We start from the raw sequence: 19,924 nt of genomic DNA, 5'->3' as shown, positions 1-19,924 counted from the left end.
TATATAAAAGATCCAGAGCTGAATCTTTCTCGCTTTACAATTTTTGATAAACATTAAATTTTTCTAGTGATAGCTAGCCAAAGAAACTTTAGCAATCTCACTTGCCTAAATATTCGACTAGGCTCTTTTATAAGTCGATATAGCCACTCTAAATTCACCTTACACCAAGATTTTGGTGCCCTTTCAACAGCACCGACAAACACATTATATGTCCCACCGACACCCATCATAAAAGCGTCAACCCCGGCATCACGACATTTTTGTATAAATATCTCTTGTCTGGGAGAACCCATTGCGACAGTTACTATATCAGGAGTAAGTGATAAGATTTTTTTTATCATTACATCGTCATCTTGAAAATAGCCATCTGCGAAGCCAACTACATTTACATCAAATTCGTTCTTAAGCTTTGAACTTGTTTGAGTGACAACATCTAAACTGGCACCAAGTAAAAACACTGATTTTTTTTCTTGAGAAGAGGCTTTCATTAGTTCCTCCCAAAGTTCGCATCCAGGAATTCTCTCAAGTTTCATCGAAAGTTTTCTTTCAGCAACCTTTACAGCACCGATACCATCTAGATAACAAATGTCAGCTTTATCTAATACTTCACGAGTTTTCGAACATCTCATAGCGGTCAAAATTTTTTCGGGATTGATAGCAACACCGGTCTTACCTTTCCCATTGTCCAGTATATATTTGACTGCTTCGTTCATATTTTCAAAACAACTAACAACAATCCCAGATATATCTACTTGTTTCAACATAAAAATAAAAGCCTTGATTAGTGGGATAAAACACTATCGTATTTTTTAATAATTTCGGAAGCCACGTTTGAAATTTTATACTTTTCAGATGAACTTATACTAAATGATGACATGACTTTATAGTCGCTCACTGACATTTCGAAAGCCTTTGTTAGTACAGTGTTTAATCCTTCTTGAGAGAAGTCAAATATAAATCCATTTTTACCATCCTCAATTTGTTCTATGCTTCCGTCTGTTTTCGTTGCTATAACTGGGGTTCCCAAGCTTAGGGATTCAGAAATAGTCAAACCAAAAGATTCTACGATAGAACAACTAATCGTAAAGTAAGATGAAAGGTAAATATCTTTAATCTCAGATATTTCTTTTTCTCCGAGGTAGGATACATCATGCTCAGATATATCAATAGATGAGTTAAGGTCTCGTAGGTCACCACCTCCAACAATTACTATCTTTAAACAGCGTTTAGAGTAAGAAGAAATCAGATCAATAAACTCCGAGACACGCTTGTTTTTATTTATAGTTCCAATAATACAGAGGTCGTAAATTTTATCATAAGCTGTACAATAATCATCACGTAACAATGGTAATACTCCTGCGCTCAGAATACTATAATTTTCATTATTACAAGAAAGTGAAAACTTTTCCTTTAAGCCCTTTGATACAAAGAATGAGTGGTCAACAAAATCATAAAAATACTTATATAAAAATGGGGCGACTCGATAATTAAAAACATCGCTACCATGAAATGTCACAATTATTTTCACATTGTTATTAAATAAAAACTTATATAATACTGCAAAAAATATTGTTGGATAGTAATAATGAACATGTAATAGATCAAATCTTTTATTAGAAAAAGAAAATTTAATAAATCTGAATAGATATATAACGTATTTTATTAAACTAAAAGCTTTACCCGTTCCATTTGGAGACATAAAAAACAAAGAGTAATTATTATTCAAGTCTTTTAAAATATATTGATACTGATTGAAAACAAATCTACCCGAGTATGAGTTACCTTTATAAGGCCCCATATTTGTCATAATAAGAATGTTATTCATTAAACACCGACATTAATTGCTTAGACTGTTCTTTCCTAGAAAATCTAACTTTGAGGTTGTCATTTTGAGAGAGATCATTCTTAGCAAGAAAAACCAATGATTCAAGAATCTCATCTCTAGAATTTTTACATATCCGACTTGAACTGTCATCGTTTAATGATTCATATAAAAAACCTTTATTAATATTATCAGTAACTACGAGTTTTTTTAATCCAAGAGCGATATAGTCGAATATCTTTGTCGTCGGTTCATATGGGTGACCACCACTAATAATAAGGCCAATATCGGCACTTCTCATAGCTTCAACTGCATTCGCGTAACTAACATAGCCAGTACAGGTGTATATATCCTGAATATCATATTTTTTAACAAGTTCTATTACAGAATCTTCTTGCAATCCAACATGCAAGAAATCGAAACTTTCTTTAACATTAGATAATGCACGAATAAACTCTTCAGGGTTTCTAAAGTCAGAAAACTTCCCGCTATATACAACTCTTAATTTATCATCTCTTTTTTTGAAAGGTGTCAAAAAATTAAAATCATCGTCATCAAACCCATTTTCTATCGTCTTGAATTTTTCAATATAGTCAGAGTACTTTTCCTTGTGCATTTGAGTTGCACTTTGAGTAACATTTATCAAAAAACTTGAAAGATTAACTGTGATTTTTTCTAAGCATGAAATTACCCCCCCTTTTAATCCATCAAACTTCCTATATGGCGACAGCAACCAAGGATCTCTATAGTCAACAATTACCTTTACGTTAAACAACCTTCCCAAAATAACAACAAATGGAATATGAAAAAAAGGGTTACCATTAACGTAAATTGCATCATACTTATTATTGAATAACATTTTTATTAACTTAGGAAATAAATATGGGGACCAGAAAACCCCCTCTTCATTTATGAAGTTTTTTAAAACTGACGATACTTTTGTCTTAATCACATTGACGTTGCTACCGACATCTAGTTTATCACTGCACACTCTATCATAATACTTATCGTCGACAGTAATAACATCTAAATTTTCAATATTTTCATCTTTAGATAAAAACTTCAGAAACTTTGCTGCTCGAAATTGCCCTACACCCGCAAATGGAGGGAGGTAGTATGCAATAAAAAGTATTTTCAACGTTCACTCCTCATATAAAAAATTAATAAAGATAAGCCTGTAACGTTATAGAAAACTGCTGAAGAAACGAATGTATATACTAATTCAAACACTTCATCAGGGCTAATCAAAAGGTAAAGAATAACTTTAAATAAAACTGAAGATATAGCAAAAAAAATTAAATACCCATATAGCTTCAACGAAATAAATATTGATGTACTAATACAGCCAATATAGGAGAAAAACGTCGCTATAGAGAACCAAGCTATATATCTAAAACCATTAGCATACTGCTCTCCGGCCAAGTTAACTAAGAAAGGTGAAGCTATTGCAAATGAAATTGAGATTAACAGAGATATAAAAATCAATTTTTGTGGAAATCTTTCATTAACAAATAACAAGTCAGACATTTTTTCAATATTTGCAGTATATACCCTCAGAGAGGATACAATTGATGGTACTAACAATATTGATAGCGAATAAAATCTAAATATTACGGCATACTCAGATGTAACATCATTATCCAAATTATAACTTGCGTATATAATATCCATCTGCGTGTATATGGCTATAATTGAGTAATATAAAAAAAGGTGTATATTTTCTGAAACATTAAACTCTCTAAAAATATCTCTTGTAACTCCAACTCCTACACCTTCTCTCCTTTGTTTTACGATAAAAGCAAACAATATGAACAAAAAGGAAAAAAATAATATATATATATAATCTTCGACCGTAATATGATTACATATAAGATATAAGGTGCAAATAAGTAAAAATGGGATGAGACTTTTTATTGAAGATGTTATTGCGTAAAATACAACATCTTTCTTGGCTTGTAAGAAAGATGCGATAAGCTGGAAACCTATCAGAGAAACGCTTAGAATCGCAACTAAAAAAATACTAGTTGAGTTATATGAAAAAATAATAAATAGGACGATAAAAGAAATGCTAGCAAAAGCAATAAGCATAGTTGAGTAAAATAAGCTCAGGTTACTCATACCATATTTCGCAACTTTTCTTAATAAAGAAATATTAAGTCCAGAGGTAAAACTCGCAGCTAACATAGACCAAGCGAGCACTCCTGCATATATAGCATAATCATTTTTACTTAAAATTCTAATCAGCAATAAGGTTAAAATAATCTGACAAAACTTAGAAATTAAGTCTGCTGCCAAAACCTTTTTTATAAAATTAATCATTAGCGCTTTTTTGTCTATAAATAAATGATATAAGAAGGAGAACAAACAACGTTTTCACAAAGGTATTAAATGCGAAAGAGAACTCCATTTGAAAACCAGAAAAAGCGAAAGTAAATAATGACGTATATATTATAACTCCGGTACTTTTCTTGAGATCTATTGTCTTATATAGTATCTTAATGAATGCAGTAACAAGAAGAAAAAATGGGAATACACCTAAAATACCATAACTATAAATAACCTCAGCCGGCCAGCCTGGGTTTATTTTCGTAATATTGTTATAACTTGATATTAAACTAAGTTCTTTACCAAATTCATTCCCTATAGAAACTTGACCTTTTTCTGAATAAAGAGCCCTAGGAATAAGCGATAGTAGTGCATGTTCTCCGACTTGGTAAAATGGCTCATCATCAGAATAATAACGTTTATATATGGTATGGTTAGTCATGATAAAAGGATTACCAATTCTGCTTATTATCGATTGTGATATACCTGTAAGGCTATCAGAGTTAATCTTCTGTATAGCTTCTAAAGAGCTTATTGATTCTCCATGACCAGATAAATGTTTTGCCTGTGTAATCCGAACAGATGTCATAATAAAAAAACAAAAGAACAACATCGAGCCTAATAAAAACATTTTCTTTAAATTTATTTTATTAAAAATACAATAAATAAGACAGCAAACTATAACAGGGTATATTATTCCAAACCTTCTACCTTGAAAAATTGCATATGAAATCATAATAACAAGAGATAGCAAAAAAACACTTCTAATTAAAAATGTTTTGTTATCTCTCCCAAAATATAAAGCACATAAAATAGGAAATATAGAAATATCAAAATTTGAAAAATATTTTGTAATAGAAGAGACTGCTGTGACCTCTGCATACTTATCCTCTATGACAGCAGCTCCAGACAAAATCATTTGAAACTTTGAAATATAGCTAATAAAAAGAAGAATAAGTAGTAGGTATATTACACTTGGTTTTATATCCCAACCATTTTTTTTAAATTTAAAGAAGTCTAAAAAAAAAGTTGAACATATAACAGAAATCAATACTATTGTGACAACAATATTGCTAATGAGGATTTCTTCTGGATATATATAATAGTAATTATTACTGGAATATAATATTGATATGTATATGCTTGGCAAAACAAAAAACACCATAAGACCAAACATATAAATCTTATCAATGTGTATTAATTCTTTTTTTATATTTATTAGATAAAGAAAAATTGAAAGTGAAAAATTTACCAATATTAGCAGTTTAATTTCCATTCATAACTCAATCTATATTGAATGCACAATTTATATTCGCAGGATGGATAATTAATACATCCTGCGAATCGTAATAAGGTTACCACACCCCTTTAGTATCTACTTTAATACCTGTAGTAATACAAGCTTCTTTGAACTCTTTATGATCAACCAAAAGTACATGAACATCACTTTCTAGTTTGGCGATATCAAAGTCTAGTAGCTCAACACTTTGAAGGTTTAAAGGTAGTTTCTTAATATTAGGTTCAACGGCTATTACTCTACCAGAATGCATCGCTGCAATTTCTTTAGTAATGTCCATGGCAGGGCTCTCACGTAGATCATCAATATCCGGTTTAAATGCTAGCCCGTAACATGCAACAGTGACTTCCCTAGCCGTCTTATCCGGATTCGCTTGCAGAAACTCTGCAATCGCCAGTTTAACTTTATTGATAACCCACTCTGGCTTGTTATCATTTACTTTGCGAGCAGTATGAATAAGCTGAGCTTCTTTTGGAGTGTTGGATACAATAAACCATGGGTCCACCGCTATACAATGTCCACCCACACCAGGTCCAGGCTGTAAAATATTCACGCGAGGGTGACGGTTTGCCAGTTCAATCAGTTCCCAAACATTAATATCTAACTTGTCACAAATAATGGAGAGCTCGTTGGCAAAAGCAATTTGAACATCACGTGAACTATTTTCTGTTAATTTTGCCATTTCGGCAGTGCGCGCATTCGTTACTACACACTCCCCTTGAACAAATGTTTTGTAAAGTTCGACAGAGCGCTCAGAACAACGGTCTGACATACCACCAATGACTCGATCATTTTCGACCAGCTCACGAACCACGTGGCCTGGTAAAACTCGCTCAGGACAATGGGCTATATTTACATCAGCATCATTGCCATGGGTCTGAGGAAAAGTAAGGTCAGGACGCGTTTCCGCTAACCATGCAGACATTTTTTCTGTCGCACCAACCGGAGATGTTGACTCTAGAATTACTAGATCCCCCTTCTTTAGCACCGGAGCTAAAGCTTTACTCGCAGCTTCGATGTATGATAGGTCTGGGGCGGGAACATCCCCTTCGTCACATGGTAAAAAAGGTGTTGGAACAGCAATTAAAAAAGCATCTGCCGGTTCAGGTGTAAGACTCGCTTTGAGGTAACCTTCTGTCACCGCAGCACTCACAATCATATCTAGCTCAGGCTCTACAATATGAATTTTACCTTGATTAATGGTCTCAACTGCTTTTGAATTTACATCAACGCCAATGACGTTTTTCTTACGAGAAGCGAACATTGCCGCTGTTGGTAGACCAATATATCCTAAGCCAATTACTGAAATTGTTTCAAATGACATAATTTATTCCGATATTAAATTTTATTTTGCTAATGTGTTTAAAATTCTTTGGCAAGCTTTGCCATCACCATATGGGTTATGTGCATAACTCATTTCTTTGTACGTCGCTTCATCTTTTAATAAGACTTCTAATGCGGTAATTATCTTGTCCGTACTTGTGCCAACTAATTTTACCGTACCTGCCTCAACCGCTTCTGGTCTTTCTGTTGTATCACGCATCACTAAAACTGGCTTGCCTAACGATGGCGCTTCTTCTTGGATGCCGCCAGAATCGGTTAAAATGATATTGGCTCGGTCCATCAAATAAATAAATGGCAGATATTGTTGTGGTTCTATCAATAAAACATTGTCAATATCACCCAATATTCTGTTAACTGGTTCACGCACGTTCGGGTTTAAGTGCATTGGGTATAAGATTTGAACATCTGGATTACTTTTCGCAGTTTGTGCTAAAGCTTCACAAATTCTTTCAAAGCCCCCCCCAAAACTTTCTCGTCGGTGTCCTGTAACTAAAATCAACTTTTTATTTTCGTCTAAGAACGGAAATTGTTCCTCTAGCTGAGATTTTATCCCTGTATTGGTTTCAATTTTTTCTCTAACCATTAGTAATGCATCGATTACTGTATTACCTGTTACATATATATCTTCTGGACAAAAATTTTCTTGAAGTAAGTTATCTCTCGATGTTTCAGTAGGAGCAAAATGATATTTCGTCAAAACACCAGTTAGACGTCGATTGGCCTCTTCTGGCCAAGGAGAGTATATGTTTCCAGTGCGAAGACCTGCTTCAACATGGCCTACTTCTATTTGCTCATAATACGCAGCTAAACTCGCAGCAAACGTGGTAGCCGTATCCCCATGCACTAATACCACATCGGGCTTAAAATCTTGAAGAACAGGTTTTAATTCTTGAATAATTTTGGCCGAGACATCATTTAAAGTTTGTCCTGCCTTCATCAAATTAAGATCATAATCAGGATTTATCTCAAATAGTTCTAATACTTGATCTAACATCTCTCTATGTTGCGCGGTAACGCAACATTTAGAATCATAACGTGGATCGTTTGATAGAGCATGAACTAAAGGTGCCATTTTTATAGCTTCAGGACGCGTTCCAAAAACTGTTAAAATCTTTTTCATTGTCATTCTTTTTTCCTAGCCAAATATAAAATAAAAATAATTTTCCTATATGTAACTTATAATTGCTCAGTGGTAATTCTATGACGCTTTTTCCAAACATTTAACCAAGAAGAGATGCGCCAAATATGGCTGATAACAGAGAAGTAGCATATAAAGAGAATTAAAAATGCCACAAACATTATTGATTCACTAATATTATGAAAATCAGCCCATAAGCCTACCGCAGCACAAATCGATGCCATCGAACAGATGAAAATTAACGTTGCACCTGGAGAAAGCCCAATACGCTGACAAATATGGTGTAGATGTTCTCTATCTGGCTGGAATGGTGACTGGCCTTTACGAATACGACGGATCATAATGGTTGCCATGTCCATCAAAGGTAACGCTATCAACCACAGTGCTGTGACTGGCTTGAAGGCTACCGCTCCTGGTTCTTGCGTGCCGCGAATCAGCATCCAGACCACGGTAAAGCCGATAAACATACTGCCAGCATCACCCATAAAGATCTTAAAGCGACGACCAAGTGGAAATCCTAAGTTCAGGAAGATGTAAGGAAGCATCGCAGTCACGATCATTAAACAGATCGTGGCTAAATATTCGTTTCCGTTGTAAGCAAATACAATACCTAATGCTGTAAAGGTTACCGAGGCTAACCCGCCTAGCAAGCCGTCTATACCATCAACCATATTGAATGCGTTAATTGCGCCTATTACCGCAATAACGGTGACCATTGCGCCAGCTACTTCATTAAGGGCAATGGTTTCGCTCCCCATTAGGAAGCCTAAATCGTGTAAGCTATGGCCTCCGATGTAAATCATCGCAAGGGATATTCCGGCTTGGATAATAAGACGAATTTTGAAACTTACATCGTAGTAGTCATCTAATGCGCCGAGCACTATAAGCACAGCCGAACAAGATAAGTAGAGTGATAGGTTGTCATTCATTGGTAGGAACAGAAGGAACCCGACCAGTATAGTAGAGAAAATGGAGATGCCTCCTACAAGGGGTACTACTCCTTGGTGGAGCTTTCTTGCATTGGGTTTATCTACTAGACCTACGCGCTTAGCAACTTTGCGCATAACAAAAAGTAGAACGAACGACAAAATAAATACAAATAAATATGCATTATTCATGGTAGCCAACTGTGTTATTAAATAAGTTTGAGGTAAATCTATAACGCATCCGACTGATTCCCTTTACGGATTCCATTGCATCACAGGTCCGATCCTGCTGATTCTTGCTTCGCTCGTATCTAGACACGCCGAACTCTAAGAATGAGCAGGTGATTTTTTGGCGTGACAAAACCACATTAGCCAACGTGGGTTGTAACGCATTGCAAACGCTAATTTCTAATATTGAATATGTAAGTAACTGAGTTCCACCGACACTAGCTCGTGACGGTCATCGGCTCTCAGCCTTTTATAGGCAGGCCAAATACAAAGCTGAATACACTAACTAACGGTTTGGGCCGGTAGTTATGTACTTCTATAAACCTAGTATTTGGTTTTGATAGGTATGAGAAATGGAGATTTAAATTGTAACCTATGCCTAACCAACATTTGCTCGCCACTTTGTTAGCTTTGAGCGTCCCTCTGACAAAAGGGAATTACATAAATTTGTAATAGTTCTCGTTTTTTATAAATCAATCTTGCCAGAAATGCACTTAGGTGCTTATTATTATTAAAAATTATCTTGCTTGGTCTCTCTTCTGTTAGGAAAGAGACTAACAGAAGATTTGGGCACGCTACCGCCCCTAGGTCTGGCTCCTAGAAGCAAGTTTTAGACGTAGTGTTTAATGGTTGCGTTTCCAAACAGGAGACGAATTGTATAGTAAACACGTTGCAACTAAAAGTAGAACGTGTAAAAAGCTTGCAAAAAAATGTCTTTTTTCTGACACTTAACTCGCCATAAACGTGACGCTTTTTTTGTTGGCTTACTAATTATTAAACTCCTTCCGGCATAGCTGATGTTTGTATAGCTAGCGCGTTAATCTCAGAAGTCTAAGTGAAAATAGTTGCAATAATATGAATTGCATCACAACAGGTTGCAATGCTACACAGTCAAATTTATGACGAATATCTAAGTCTCTCTAAACTTTCGGTTTTGCTGTTTTCTTACTCTCATTATCCTTGCCTACAATACGCTCACTTATTCACCACTTTCTGCTTACCTTGTTCATTGCGCGATTGACTGAGCCGTCTTTACGTCGCGAGGTGTCGCTATATATAAAAGCAAATACTCGTAAGCGTGGGTTAACAAAGGAAAAGACGTCGTTTCGTTATGAAAGTACTGCACCACGGTGGGAAAAATACGGTTACTGGCTCTTGTCACGAGCTCGTATTACAAAATGGAAGTGTGCTGATCGACTGTGGTTTGCTACAAGGTCAAGATAATGCTCAGCAGGAGAGTTTGAATATCGACTGTTCTATCTCTGATCTCAAAGCGGTTGTTCTAACCCATTCTCATATCGATCATGTTGGTCGGCTACCTTGGCTATTGGCTGCAGGTTATAAGGGGCCTATCTACTGTACGGAAGCCACCGCTGAGCTCGTACCGCTTATGTTAGAAGATGGATTAAAGCTCCAGTTAGGCATGAGGCGTCATCAAAGGGACAGCTTGCTCGATTTTATTCGAACGCTTATTCGCCCTTGCTCTTACTCCCAATGGATAGAGATAGAAGAACATACCTATCTTCGCTTTCAACCAGCAGGACACATTTTAGGGTCTGCATATATTGAGTTTCATTTATCAAACAATGAAGTTGTTGTGTTCTCAGGGGATTTGGGACCTCGTAACACGCCTCTCCTACCTGACCCGGTATCGCCTGAAAAAGCTGACTATTTGTTTATCGAGTCAACATACGGCAATAAAGTTCACGAAGATGTTGAGTCTCGCAGTAGGCGATTGCTTTCTATTATTGAGCATGCACTTCAGGATGGTGGCGTAATTGTTATACCTGCTTTTAGCGTCGGGAGAACTCAAGAGTTACTGTTTGATATAGAACAGCTTATTCATGAGCACGCCTTGCAAGATTCTCTGCCTATTATTCTCGATTCTCCTTTGGCTAAAAAGGTAACTACTACCTATCGGCAATTTAAAAAGCTTTGGGGAGCTGAAGCGAAAGAGCGAATCGAGCATCACCGACACCCTCTTGCGTTTGATCAATGTATTACCGTCGAAAGCCACACTGACCATTTAAAGCTCGTCAATCGACTCGCAAGCACGGCAGAAGCTGCTATCGTGGTTGCGGCCTCTGGTATGTGTGAAGGTGGACGTGTCGTCAATTATTTAGAAGCATTGCTGCCAGATAAAAGAAATGATGTGCTATTTGCAGGCTATCAAGCAGAAGGGACGTTAGGTCGGCGAATTCAGGATGGAGAAGAGAACATATTGATTGAAGGAAGGCGCGTTAGAGTGGAGGCTCAAGTACATACCATGTCAGGTTACTCTGCACATGCGGATAGGGACGATTTAATACAGTTTGTTTCTGGTATTCCTACTCCTCCGAAAGAAGTTCACCTTATTCATGGTGAACAAGCGTCGAAAAGATCGCTTTATCAACAACTGATAACCCTCGGATATAACTGCGTTATATAGTGAAATGAACAATCATTTAATTTCGAGGCAATATAATATATCGCAAACATAGTTTTTCGAATTCATTGATATAATTTCGTTAAGATTCAAAAACAAGTCATAGACAAGGACTCAGGTTCAAGAAAATTAACAAAGTTATGAGCATGTTCTGGATTAAGGGATATAATTTCTATACGAAATAAATTATAATCGCCGACTTGTAAGCAATTGGCTAGTCGATAACAACTTATTCCATTCCTATGACAGACAGTATGAGCGACACGCTTCAAGAACGAGAAGCTTCTGAATTAACTAAGCATAATTCTATCAGCATAACATCAGCATTGGACGAGTTATCCGCAAGTGAATCAAATACTTGCCTTTATATCTACTGTCCAAAAGAAGACGAAGCAAAAATTGCTCAAGTGCTTAAGAGGCATCCTGAGATTAACGCTCAGGTTAATAACTATGCTCTTAGAGACTTCAAGAGCAAAACGCTTTGCCACTTCAAAAGCTCGCATCTAGATCCTGAACAGCAAGCATTTCTTGTCGCGGCGACAGAGCTAGGTGCTTGGGTTGAGCCATTAGTGAGCTATTTTGACCGTTCACTCGGATATACTGAAACGGAGCTTTTGCACAGCGGCTACTTCTTACACCAAAAAGCTTTTTCTATCCTTTCTAATCGCAAGAACAGCTGGCAAAAACGCTTCATCGATCTGTTGTTTGTTTTCATGCTGTCATGGGTTGCTATTCCTGTAGGGCTTATTACGGCACTACTCATTAAGCTTGAATCGCCAGGTCCGGTATTCTTTAAACAGCGTCGTACTGGCCAGTATAATGAAGAGTTTGAAGTGATTAAGTTTCGCTCGATGCGAAACGATGCAGAAAAGAACGGAGCCCAATGGGCAACCAAAAATGACGCGCGCGTAACGAAAGTCGGCTGTTTTATTCGTAAAACTCGCATAGATGAGCTCCCTCAGTTAATCAATGTACTAAAGGGAGAGATGTCGATGGTTGGTCCTCGCCCAGAACGCGAGGTGTTCATCTCTGAATTGGAAAAAGCCATTCCTTACTACCGCTTTCGTCACGCCGTTAAACCTGGGGTAACTGGTCTAGCCCAAGTAAAATACCCTTACGGCGCATCGGTAGAAGATGCTATTTGGAAGCATAAATACGATGTCTATTACATCAAACACCAAAACTGGATAATGGAAGTGAAAATTCTTTTCCTTACAGTCAAAACGGTGTTATTTGGGATGGGTCGCTAAAACACGGCGAATTTAATCGAACGGATCATAGATATGAAAAAAGAGCAGCGCCTTACGGTCGCTGCTCTTTTTGTGTGCATATTTGGTCGGCTCTATCTAGGGTTAACGAAACTAAGATTTGCGCTTAGTTCGGTGTTTCATCGTACCTTTAACGGCATAGACAGAAAATGTAAATAGGCTTCTTGGCAAGCTCAAGCCTACTACGTCTCTATAGAACTTCCATTGATATGACAAAACGCTAAATTTGTTAGCTGTCATACCACTATCCATCCTATACTTTGCTAACGGCTTAGGTAAACAGTAAGCTTTTGGGGTCTCTTTCAATATATCTAACCACAATCCCATATCCTGACGTTTACGAATTAGAGGCATATATCGCTTACCTAGTTTCTGTGTATCGTAAACGGCAGTTAGGCATCCTATAACGTTACTGTACATGAGTTTTTTGTACGTTGTATATTCTGGCGCAGTTACAACGCTTAGCTCTTCTTCACTATTAAAACGGCTATAGTGGGTGTATGTGAGTGGATAGTTATTCTCTAGCATGAATGGAATCTGCTCTGCTAGTTTATTTTCCAGCCATAAGTCATCAGAATCTAAAAATGCAATGAAGCGACCTTTTGCTTGTTCTATAGCGAAGTTACGACTTGCACCAGCCCCTTGGTTTTCTTTGTTCTGATATACACGAATATTGTCGTACTTATCAGCGTATGTTTGAATAACTTGCCAAGTGTTATCGACAGAAAGGTCATCTACTATTACAAGTTCCCAGTTTTTGTACGTTTGGGATAGTACACTTTGAATACTTTCTACAACTGTTTGCTCAGAGTTGTAAGTTGGCATGATTATCGAAACCATAGAAGTCAATTTAGAGTTCCTCTTTGATCAATCTAACCGGACTACCTGCGTAGAGGCCTACTGAAGTAAGCTTCTTGTTAACGTATGAGTTTGCTCCAATCAAGCTACTATGGGGAATATTCGCACCTGCGCCGACAACAACATTACCAGCAACCCAAGTTCCTTGGCCGATAATAATCGGGGAACCTGTCGGTTTTCCAAACCTGTAAGATCCGTTCTTCTTAGTGTGGTTTGACGAAACAAGCAAAGTATTAATACCTATTAGCACTTCATCATGCAAAGTTATTCTTTCGCGAGCATTTATAACAACGCCTGTTGCTAGAAATACATTCTCTCCAACACTTAAATTCGCCAAGCCTAATATTCTGACGCTAGAAGCAACCTGAAAGTTCTTACCACAACTAGGCATGAACAAAGAGTATAACCACCCTCTGAACCTCATTATAATAGGAGCATCAGGAAAGAAAAAAGTCCCCCCCCAAACAAACCAACTATACAAAAAGTTTAGTCTTTTCTTCATACTTAACCCTTAGCCTTTCTTGAGAACATTACTAATAAATGAGTCCAATGTGTAACCTTCAATCAAGTTTCGTCTATTAATACTATTGATATCAGATAGGTCGAAGTTTTGGACCACTGACTTCAATGAAGCCTCCAGCGCTTTTTTACAATTAGGCTCGACTAAAACCCCTAACGAATCATTTCCATCGATCACATCACGGACATAACCAACATCAGTAGATATACAATATAAATTGTTATATAAAGCTTCAATTAATGTTCTAGGTCCAGTTTCAGAAATGGATGGATTTACAAAAATGTTATGCTCCTGATACACCTGATTGAGTTCAGGACCATTTGGAATAAAACCTAGAAACTTAACATCATCTTCAATATGCAATTTTTTAGTTAAACATACTAATGATTCTAAAGTTGGACCATTGCCAACAATAGACAAAGAAAAAGACTGGCTTGCATTTTCTTTTTTTAATTCGGAGAAAGCCTCAATCAATAACTCTAAACCTTTACCTTCTTGAAGACGAGAAACACAAATAAAGTTAAAGCTTTCATTTGGCAATAGATTAGGTGAAGAAAATTCATCAGTAGATAAAATACTACTTTCTACCAAAACATCAATTTTATCTCTGATAAAAAAAGGAACATTTTTTAGTACAGAACTACCATTAGCAGAGCAGGAGTTAAAATAAGCACTAAGTGAAATAAGAAAATACTCTGGATAAAAAATTAATATTTTAAATAGATTTTTAAGGAAATCATCTTTCATTCTACCCCTAAGCACCTCTAAAGGATTTGAAGTAAAATGATAATTTAGAACTTGATCTTTTTTGAGTATAGCTGCAAACCAGCTAAATGGTTCTGGTGTTCTTAAGTAAACAAAGTCTGAAACAGAAAGGAGTTCTTTCATCCCATTCCAAATTGAATGGCTTTTTTTTAAGGCCCCTAAATAAGAATTAAAATCAGGTAACTGTATGAGTTTTACATCTTGAGTAGAAACAAATTCAAAGTTTTTTGGAATATCATGATTCCTAGATGAGGAACATAGTAATGTAACCTGTGCTGTTTTTTCAACGAACTGATCAAGATACTTTTTATGTATTCCTTCGACATAAAAGCCATCTTCAGCTAGAAATATATTCCAGTTGGCATAAACACCTAATTTCACATCAACCTCACAAAATTACAAATGACTATTAATGAATTTTCTAGTTTCTTTTCTAGTTCGTTCTCTAAATTCAACAAGATCTTCGGAGTTAATAATATCATCAAAAGAATTAAGTTTATTAGAAATAGGAAATGTAATGACTCTACAGCCACTATTTATAGCCAAAATCAAACCATGCATACGCCCAGAAACGACAAGAGACACTGCCTCTAAATTACTCTTATAATCATCCAAAGTTTTATTATAGAGAATATCAAGATCAACATTATACACTCTCTTTATATATTCTTTGAAAAGCTCACATTCGACGCTATCTTCTTGAGTAGTATAGGTCAATACGACATTGGAGATTGATATGTTGTTCTTCCTTAAAAGCTCCAACCATAAATTGTAATATTCATCCCGTTCAAGTTTGGAGTTATACATATTATATACAGAGTGCGCAGTAATGCCCAAAGCGATAAGAGTTTGTTTTTCAGGACAAAATGTTAAGACTTTTTCAGTAAATACGACATCTCCAGAAACAACTGATTTCACACTATATAAATCATCTATCATCTTAGATGACCTGTTATCTCTGACGTTTATACCATCTGCATTATTTACAGCCCAACAAATAAGTTTATCTTCTAACCAAGAATAACTTCCTCCATAGCCCACATTAGAAAAAACTATTTTCCTATTGAGTTTCTTTGCAAGATAGACCCAAGTGAAAGCAGCAATACTAAATCTGCCATGAAGCAGTAACTGTCCCCCACCAACGACTATTAAGTCAGGCAAGTTCTTATCGATACATTTCTTGATTCGACTATAGTTTCTAAAAAACCAAATTAGGTTCAGAGGAAGAATTTTTTTAAGCAATCCTTTTAAAGGACTTACATCTTGACCAGCGTTAATGGTATTCACATTTTGAGACTTAGAAGTATAGTCTTCAAACACAACATCACAGCCAATTTCATTATTAAGAAACTTTTCAAAAGCAACATTAATAGCTTGGTCTCCCAAATTATTGCAAGTCCCCCTGTTAACTAATAATATTTTTTTCATTATTGTCTCATGTTTTATAATTTGTTTTCATTTTCTTTATTTGAAACCTTAGGTAACGAAAACCTATCGACCTTAAAAGCTCTGTCTTCAAATAGTGATGGAATAAAATAGAACGGTTGCGTATCAAACATTGTGTATCTTTCATAGTTCAACTTTGAGAAATATGTCGAGTTAAATAGACTGAAGACGAGTATAGGGAAAACTAACCCCAAACATAGCTTAGTTCTACCCAAATAGTTAAAGTATAAAAAACCAGTTAATAATGCATAGATAGGCATTGTAACGCGAAAAGACAGGCTTGGCAGGTAGGATGTACTCATAACAAAGACTGTCATAGCTAAAAATGGGTAAAAGGTCTTATCTAACTTTCTTCGAACAAACAACACTACAAATGGCACCAAAAAGAACAGAAGACCTTTAATGTTTGTTATTATCGATTGAAACATCATTCCAGAGTCAAGCATTCCTGATAAAGCATATGTAAGCTTTGTCAGAATCACATTATTAAAATTAATAGATGTGAGTATTTTTACGTTTACCAAAATAAAAGCACTCACAAGAACACTAGTCAGAATGAACAATTTTAATTTTTTAGAGCTTTTATTTTTAATTACAAAGATAGAAAGTGGATATATTACTATGCTAGACAGATGAAATGTACATGCAATGGCCAGAAATACATACCTAAACTTCCCTAAAGAGAATATTGCCAATGCTATGAATAAGCTTGCATAACCCTGCCTCATTATCAAAAACACATAGTTAAGTTTGAAAAGTATTAAAGAAAGACCAAGTATAAAGAAAAAATCGCGAGCCTTAAGATTATAATACTTAACAATTTTAAGGCAAACAAAAACCAGTAGAGAAAGAATAAAACCAACATGAAACAGCTTAAACATGTAGGGAAGTGGCTCCCCCACTATACTATAAATGAGTAAATTTAGTAATGGGACACCAACTTCGATACCCCCAGAAAATTGAAATATTGCATCACTGTAGTGACCATTATAAATTTCCAAGTAGTTATTATAATACGTAGTGAAGTCATCGCCTCGTACAGCAAAGTGTTCATTACTCATCGCTGTTACAACGATTCCTAGAAACGCAAAGGCACTACTCACTAGCATTGACCTAAATTCAGCATTAAAGCTATAACTCTGAATAAGAAGAAGAGTAACGGACAAATAAAATAAAAAGAATGGCGAGAATGCAAAAACTGCAACTAGTAGTAAGCAATAGAATAGGAATAGTAACTTATTTGTCATTTTTACTGAAATAATTTGTTTAAGAAAACTCGATTCGTTATCAGCTTAAAGTATATGGCTATTTTTTTTATTCCTTTACTTGCAGCTTTATCCTTTACTAAACTGATATAATCAATCCATTCATTCACTAACTTTGTGTCTATATCTGATATAAGGCCTAACTTTATCGCTTTCTCCATATCTTGAAGATATTGTTTTTTTATTCTTTCATGCTTCATTTTAACTAAATTTGCAGGAGCAGATAATGAACTATCATGAATTCGATAGTAAATGCCAGGATAATTGATAATCATCCCCTCTCCCAAATATAAGCCTCTAAGCAGGAAGGGGGTATCTTCCGTAGGGCATGTTGGCTCTAATGCATCAAATGAGTCTATAATGCTTCGTCTAAACACTCTTGACGCACCACTAGTAACGATTTTTTTTCCTGAAGTGTAGTCTGCAAGCGTAAAACGCTGATCACTCTCTAAATCACTCAAGCGCCCAATTTTTTCTCCGCTCTCATCAATCTTCTCATCATTAAAAGATAAAAACGAAACTTGTTCATTTCTAACAAAGCACTCTACGGCTTGGCTGACTCTTGATGGTAAAGACAAATCATCACCCGCAGCGATGGCAATTATTTCTCCTGTAGCCTTGCTCAAAGCAATATTTACATGTTGAGAAATGCCTGAATTTTTTTCATTTCTATTTAAAATGATGTTTTTATGTGGATATTGAGCACAAACTCTCTCAATAATTTCGAATGTATCATCATTCGAACAATCGTCGGAAAAAACATATTCAATATTTTCATAATCTTGTTCAAGTGCAGCTCTTATAGCCGACTCAATAAAATCTGATTGGTTGTAAGCAAGTAAAACAAAAGAAACCTTTTTCATATTTTATACCTAGTTCTATTTATATTTTTTTTCTGATAATCCGACTCATCCAAAACATCATTATAAAGAAATAAATCAAGTAGTTTAGGAAGTAAGCAAAGCTTAGCCCCTCCATTCCCATATTGTTAACAAAATAGAAGCACAAGAATGTATATGATGCAGAGAATGCTATTTCGGAGATAACAAACTCTTTCGTCATTGATTTAGAAAGCATCAAATATGAAATGAGCCATGAAGACATTTTTAATACGTTGCCTATTAACTGCCACTTAAATAGCACTAACATAGGATAAAAGTCTTTTGTAAAAAGAACCCAGATAATAAAGTCTTTCAATAGATAAACAAAAATTGAAATAATAGACACAAGTGGGACTATTACTAGAAAGCCTATCTGTAACTCTTTTCTCAACTCACTTTCTAATTTTATTTCAGACAACCTTGGAAGATAATAAGTAGCAAGAGCTGTAGTAATCACTAATAAGTAAGTTGAAGAAATATAGTTCATTGCTTGCCAATACCCTGCGGCATCCCAAGATATATTTTCACCTACATAATTTCGAATAACTATCATAGACATTGGAACTGCCAATGTCGATGCAAGCGTCATCAATGTATAGTTTAATAACCTTCTACTACTTTTCTTGTCAAACTTTGATGTGAAGTTTTTTATTATAATTTTGTTGTGCTTTCTTAACTTAATTAATAAGACAAAGCTTACTAAAGATTGATTTGTCACCAATGCAATGAGAGCACCATCCAACCCATAAAGATATACCAGAACCAGCGTTAAAATTAAGCCAAAGATACTTTGTGTAATATTTATGGAAATATAAGTTCTAATTTCCTTCAAACCATTTAGTATGGATAGTACCAATTGATTTAGCGAAAACAATGTTATTGTGATAGCAAACAAAGAAAAAACATAACTATATTCTTCTGTATCAAAAACATACTTCGACATTTCACTAGAGAATGTCATCATTAGAATACTAGTTATAATTGAACAAAGTAATGTAATTTTAAGAGCAGTGCTCCAAATCACCTTTGTATTGTCTGTATCGTCTGCATATTCAGCAGTATATTTAGTTACTCCTGAATTGATCCCCCCTTGCGCAAAAGCGCGGATCAAGCCTTGACTATTCTGCAATTGGCCAATTAATGCAAGACCGGAAGGCCCGATTAATACAGAAACAGCTTTGTTGATAACTAGGCCGGAGAGCATTTTTATGCCAGTAGCAAGAAAGCTAAGCATAGACGTTTTGAGTAAGTTCACTTAAAACCTAATTTTTTGTTTTTCTTAACTCAAAAACCAGCCCCCCCTTAGGTTGGCCTGGTTTTATAATTAATTTAAAGAGAGAAAGAGTTCACTGCATCGACCACAACACTTCTCTCTTGCTCACTCAAGTAAGGCGACATCGGTAATGACAGCACTTC

At 35.7% G+C, this 19,924-nt stretch carries 17 protein-coding genes; 2 read left to right on the top strand and 15 right to left on the bottom strand.

What is annotated here, in order from left to right; genetic code table 11:
* Positions 1 to 53: 53 nt before the first annotated feature.
* From R7Z47_RS20440 to wecA, 8 genes are all read right to left on the bottom strand, one after another.
* On the bottom strand, positions 54 to 764 hold the full coding sequence (locus R7Z47_RS20440) for a WecB/TagA/CpsF family glycosyltransferase (RefSeq protein WP_262606871.1): 711 nt from the start codon (positions 762 to 764) through the stop codon (positions 54 to 56).
* A gap of 17 nt (positions 765 to 781) precedes the next feature.
* Positions 782 to 1,825: a glycosyltransferase family 4 protein gene (locus R7Z47_RS20435; RefSeq protein WP_262606869.1), complete on the bottom strand. Its 1,044-nt coding sequence runs from the start codon at positions 1,823 to 1,825 to the stop codon at positions 782 to 784.
* A complete protein-coding gene (locus tag R7Z47_RS20430; RefSeq protein WP_262606867.1) occupies positions 1,818 to 2,960 on the bottom strand; it encodes a hypothetical protein in 1,143 nt (380 codons plus the stop codon). Before R7Z47_RS20430 ends, R7Z47_RS20435 begins: the two co-directional genes overlap by 8 nt.
* Entirely contained in the window at positions 2,957 to 4,141 is a 1,185-nt protein-coding gene (locus R7Z47_RS20425; protein WP_262606866.1) for a hypothetical protein, read from the bottom strand. Before R7Z47_RS20425 ends, R7Z47_RS20430 begins: the two co-directional genes overlap by 4 nt.
* Positions 4,134 to 5,423, bottom strand: a complete 1,290-nt coding sequence (locus R7Z47_RS20420; RefSeq protein ID WP_318130592.1) for an O-antigen polymerase — start codon at positions 5,421 to 5,423, stop codon at positions 4,134 to 4,136. Before R7Z47_RS20420 ends, R7Z47_RS20425 begins: the two co-directional genes overlap by 8 nt.
* A gap of 79 nt (positions 5,424 to 5,502) precedes the next feature.
* Positions 5,503 to 6,768: a UDP-N-acetyl-D-mannosamine dehydrogenase gene (gene wecC, locus R7Z47_RS20415; RefSeq protein WP_262606864.1), complete on the bottom strand. Its 1,266-nt coding sequence runs from the start codon at positions 6,766 to 6,768 to the stop codon at positions 5,503 to 5,505.
* Positions 6,769 to 6,789: 21 nt separating this feature from the next.
* Positions 6,790 to 7,914: a non-hydrolyzing UDP-N-acetylglucosamine 2-epimerase gene (wecB, locus tag R7Z47_RS20410; RefSeq protein ID WP_318130590.1), complete on the bottom strand. Its 1,125-nt coding sequence runs from the start codon at positions 7,912 to 7,914 to the stop codon at positions 6,790 to 6,792.
* Positions 7,915 to 7,964: 50 nt separating this feature from the next.
* Positions 7,965 to 9,044, bottom strand: coding sequence for a UDP-N-acetylglucosamine--undecaprenyl-phosphate N-acetylglucosaminephosphotransferase (gene wecA / locus R7Z47_RS20405; RefSeq protein ID WP_262606861.1), 1,080 nt, complete (start codon positions 9,042 to 9,044; stop codon positions 7,965 to 7,967).
* 1,147 nt (positions 9,045 to 10,191) lie between these two features.
* On the opposite strand from wecA, the gene R7Z47_RS20400 reads away from it, so the two are divergent.
* Positions 10,192 to 11,508: an MBL fold metallo-hydrolase gene (locus tag R7Z47_RS20400; RefSeq protein WP_262606860.1), complete on the top strand. Its 1,317-nt coding sequence runs from the start codon at positions 10,192 to 10,194 to the stop codon at positions 11,506 to 11,508.
* Positions 11,509 to 11,747: 239 nt separating this feature from the next.
* Positions 11,748 to 12,755, top strand: coding sequence for a sugar transferase (locus R7Z47_RS20395; protein ID WP_318130587.1), 1,008 nt, complete (start codon positions 11,748 to 11,750; stop codon positions 12,753 to 12,755).
* A 111-nt stretch (positions 12,756 to 12,866) separates the two neighbouring features.
* Here the strand turns inward: R7Z47_RS20395 and R7Z47_RS20390 are convergent, their stop codons facing one another.
* From R7Z47_RS20390 to R7Z47_RS20360, 7 genes are all read right to left on the bottom strand, one after another.
* Positions 12,867 to 13,613: a glycosyltransferase family 2 protein gene (locus R7Z47_RS20390; RefSeq protein WP_318130613.1), complete on the bottom strand. Its 747-nt coding sequence runs from the start codon at positions 13,611 to 13,613 to the stop codon at positions 12,867 to 12,869.
* A 10-nt stretch (positions 13,614 to 13,623) separates the two neighbouring features.
* Complete coding sequence (locus R7Z47_RS20385; protein WP_238844115.1) at positions 13,624 to 14,133, bottom strand: acyltransferase; 510 nt, start codon at positions 14,131 to 14,133, stop codon at positions 13,624 to 13,626.
* Between the two features lie 9 nt (positions 14,134 to 14,142).
* On the bottom strand, positions 14,143 to 15,297 hold the full coding sequence (locus tag R7Z47_RS20380) for a glycosyltransferase (RefSeq protein ID WP_256903163.1): 1,155 nt from the start codon (positions 15,295 to 15,297) through the stop codon (positions 14,143 to 14,145).
* Positions 15,298 to 15,312: 15 nt separating this feature from the next.
* The gene (locus tag R7Z47_RS20375; RefSeq protein ID WP_262606858.1) at positions 15,313 to 16,344 is read right to left on the bottom strand and encodes a polysaccharide pyruvyl transferase family protein; all 1,032 of its coding nucleotides are present in this window, start codon (positions 16,342 to 16,344) and stop codon (positions 15,313 to 15,315) included.
* Between the two features lie 14 nt (positions 16,345 to 16,358).
* Positions 16,359 to 17,465, bottom strand: coding sequence for an EpsG family protein (locus tag R7Z47_RS20370; RefSeq protein ID WP_262606857.1), 1,107 nt, complete (start codon positions 17,463 to 17,465; stop codon positions 16,359 to 16,361).
* A 146-nt stretch (positions 17,466 to 17,611) separates the two neighbouring features.
* The gene (locus tag R7Z47_RS20365; RefSeq protein WP_238844111.1) at positions 17,612 to 18,490 is read right to left on the bottom strand and encodes a glycosyltransferase family 2 protein; all 879 of its coding nucleotides are present in this window, start codon (positions 18,488 to 18,490) and stop codon (positions 17,612 to 17,614) included.
* Positions 18,491 to 18,509: 19 nt separating this feature from the next.
* Positions 18,510 to 19,763, bottom strand: coding sequence for an O-antigen translocase (locus tag R7Z47_RS20360; protein ID WP_262606856.1), 1,254 nt, complete (start codon positions 19,761 to 19,763; stop codon positions 18,510 to 18,512).
* Positions 19,764 to 19,924 lie beyond the last annotated feature (161 nt).

The sequence above is a fragment of the Vibrio sp. 1641 genome (genome assembly GCF_033339995.1).
Lineage (GTDB): Bacteria > Pseudomonadota > Gammaproteobacteria > Enterobacterales > Vibrionaceae > Vibrio > Vibrio alginolyticus.
Note: the sequence above shows the minus strand (reverse complement) of the source record. Positions and strands in the feature narration are given on the sequence as shown.

Coding starts and splice junctions, on each gene's coding strand:
- R7Z47_RS20440 (WP_262606871.1), bottom strand. CDS start 764: ATGTTGAAACAAGTAGATATATCTGGGATTGTTGTTAGTTGTTTTGAA.
- R7Z47_RS20435 (WP_262606869.1), bottom strand. CDS start 1,825: ATGAATAACATTCTTATTATGACAAATATGGGGCCTTATAAAGGTAAC.
- R7Z47_RS20425 (WP_262606866.1), bottom strand. CDS start 4,141: ATGATTAATTTTATAAAAAAGGTTTTGGCAGCAGACTTAATTTCTAAG.
- R7Z47_RS20420 (WP_318130592.1), bottom strand. CDS start 5,423: ATGGAAATTAAACTGCTAATATTGGTAAATTTTTCACTTTCAATTTTT.
- wecC (WP_262606864.1), bottom strand. CDS start 6,768: ATGTCATTTGAAACAATTTCAGTAATTGGCTTAGGATATATTGGTCTA.
- wecB (WP_318130590.1), bottom strand. CDS start 7,914: ATGACAATGAAAAAGATTTTAACAGTTTTTGGAACGCGTCCTGAAGCT.
- wecA (WP_262606861.1), bottom strand. CDS start 9,044: ATGAATAATGCATATTTATTTGTATTTATTTTGTCGTTCGTTCTACTT.
- R7Z47_RS20400 (WP_262606860.1), top strand. CDS start 10,192: ATGAAAGTACTGCACCACGGTGGGAAAAATACGGTTACTGGCTCTTGT.
- R7Z47_RS20395 (WP_318130587.1), top strand. CDS start 11,748: ATGACAGACAGTATGAGCGACACGCTTCAAGAACGAGAAGCTTCTGAA.
- R7Z47_RS20390 (WP_318130613.1), bottom strand. CDS start 13,613: ATGGTTTCGATAATCATGCCAACTTACAACTCTGAGCAAACAGTTGTA.
- R7Z47_RS20385 (WP_238844115.1), bottom strand. CDS start 14,133: ATGAAGAAAAGACTAAACTTTTTGTATAGTTGGTTTGTTTGGGGGGGG.
- R7Z47_RS20375 (WP_262606858.1), bottom strand. CDS start 16,344: ATGAAAAAAATATTATTAGTTAACAGGGGGACTTGCAATAATTTGGGA.
- R7Z47_RS20365 (WP_238844111.1), bottom strand. CDS start 18,490: ATGAAAAAGGTTTCTTTTGTTTTACTTGCTTACAACCAATCAGATTTT.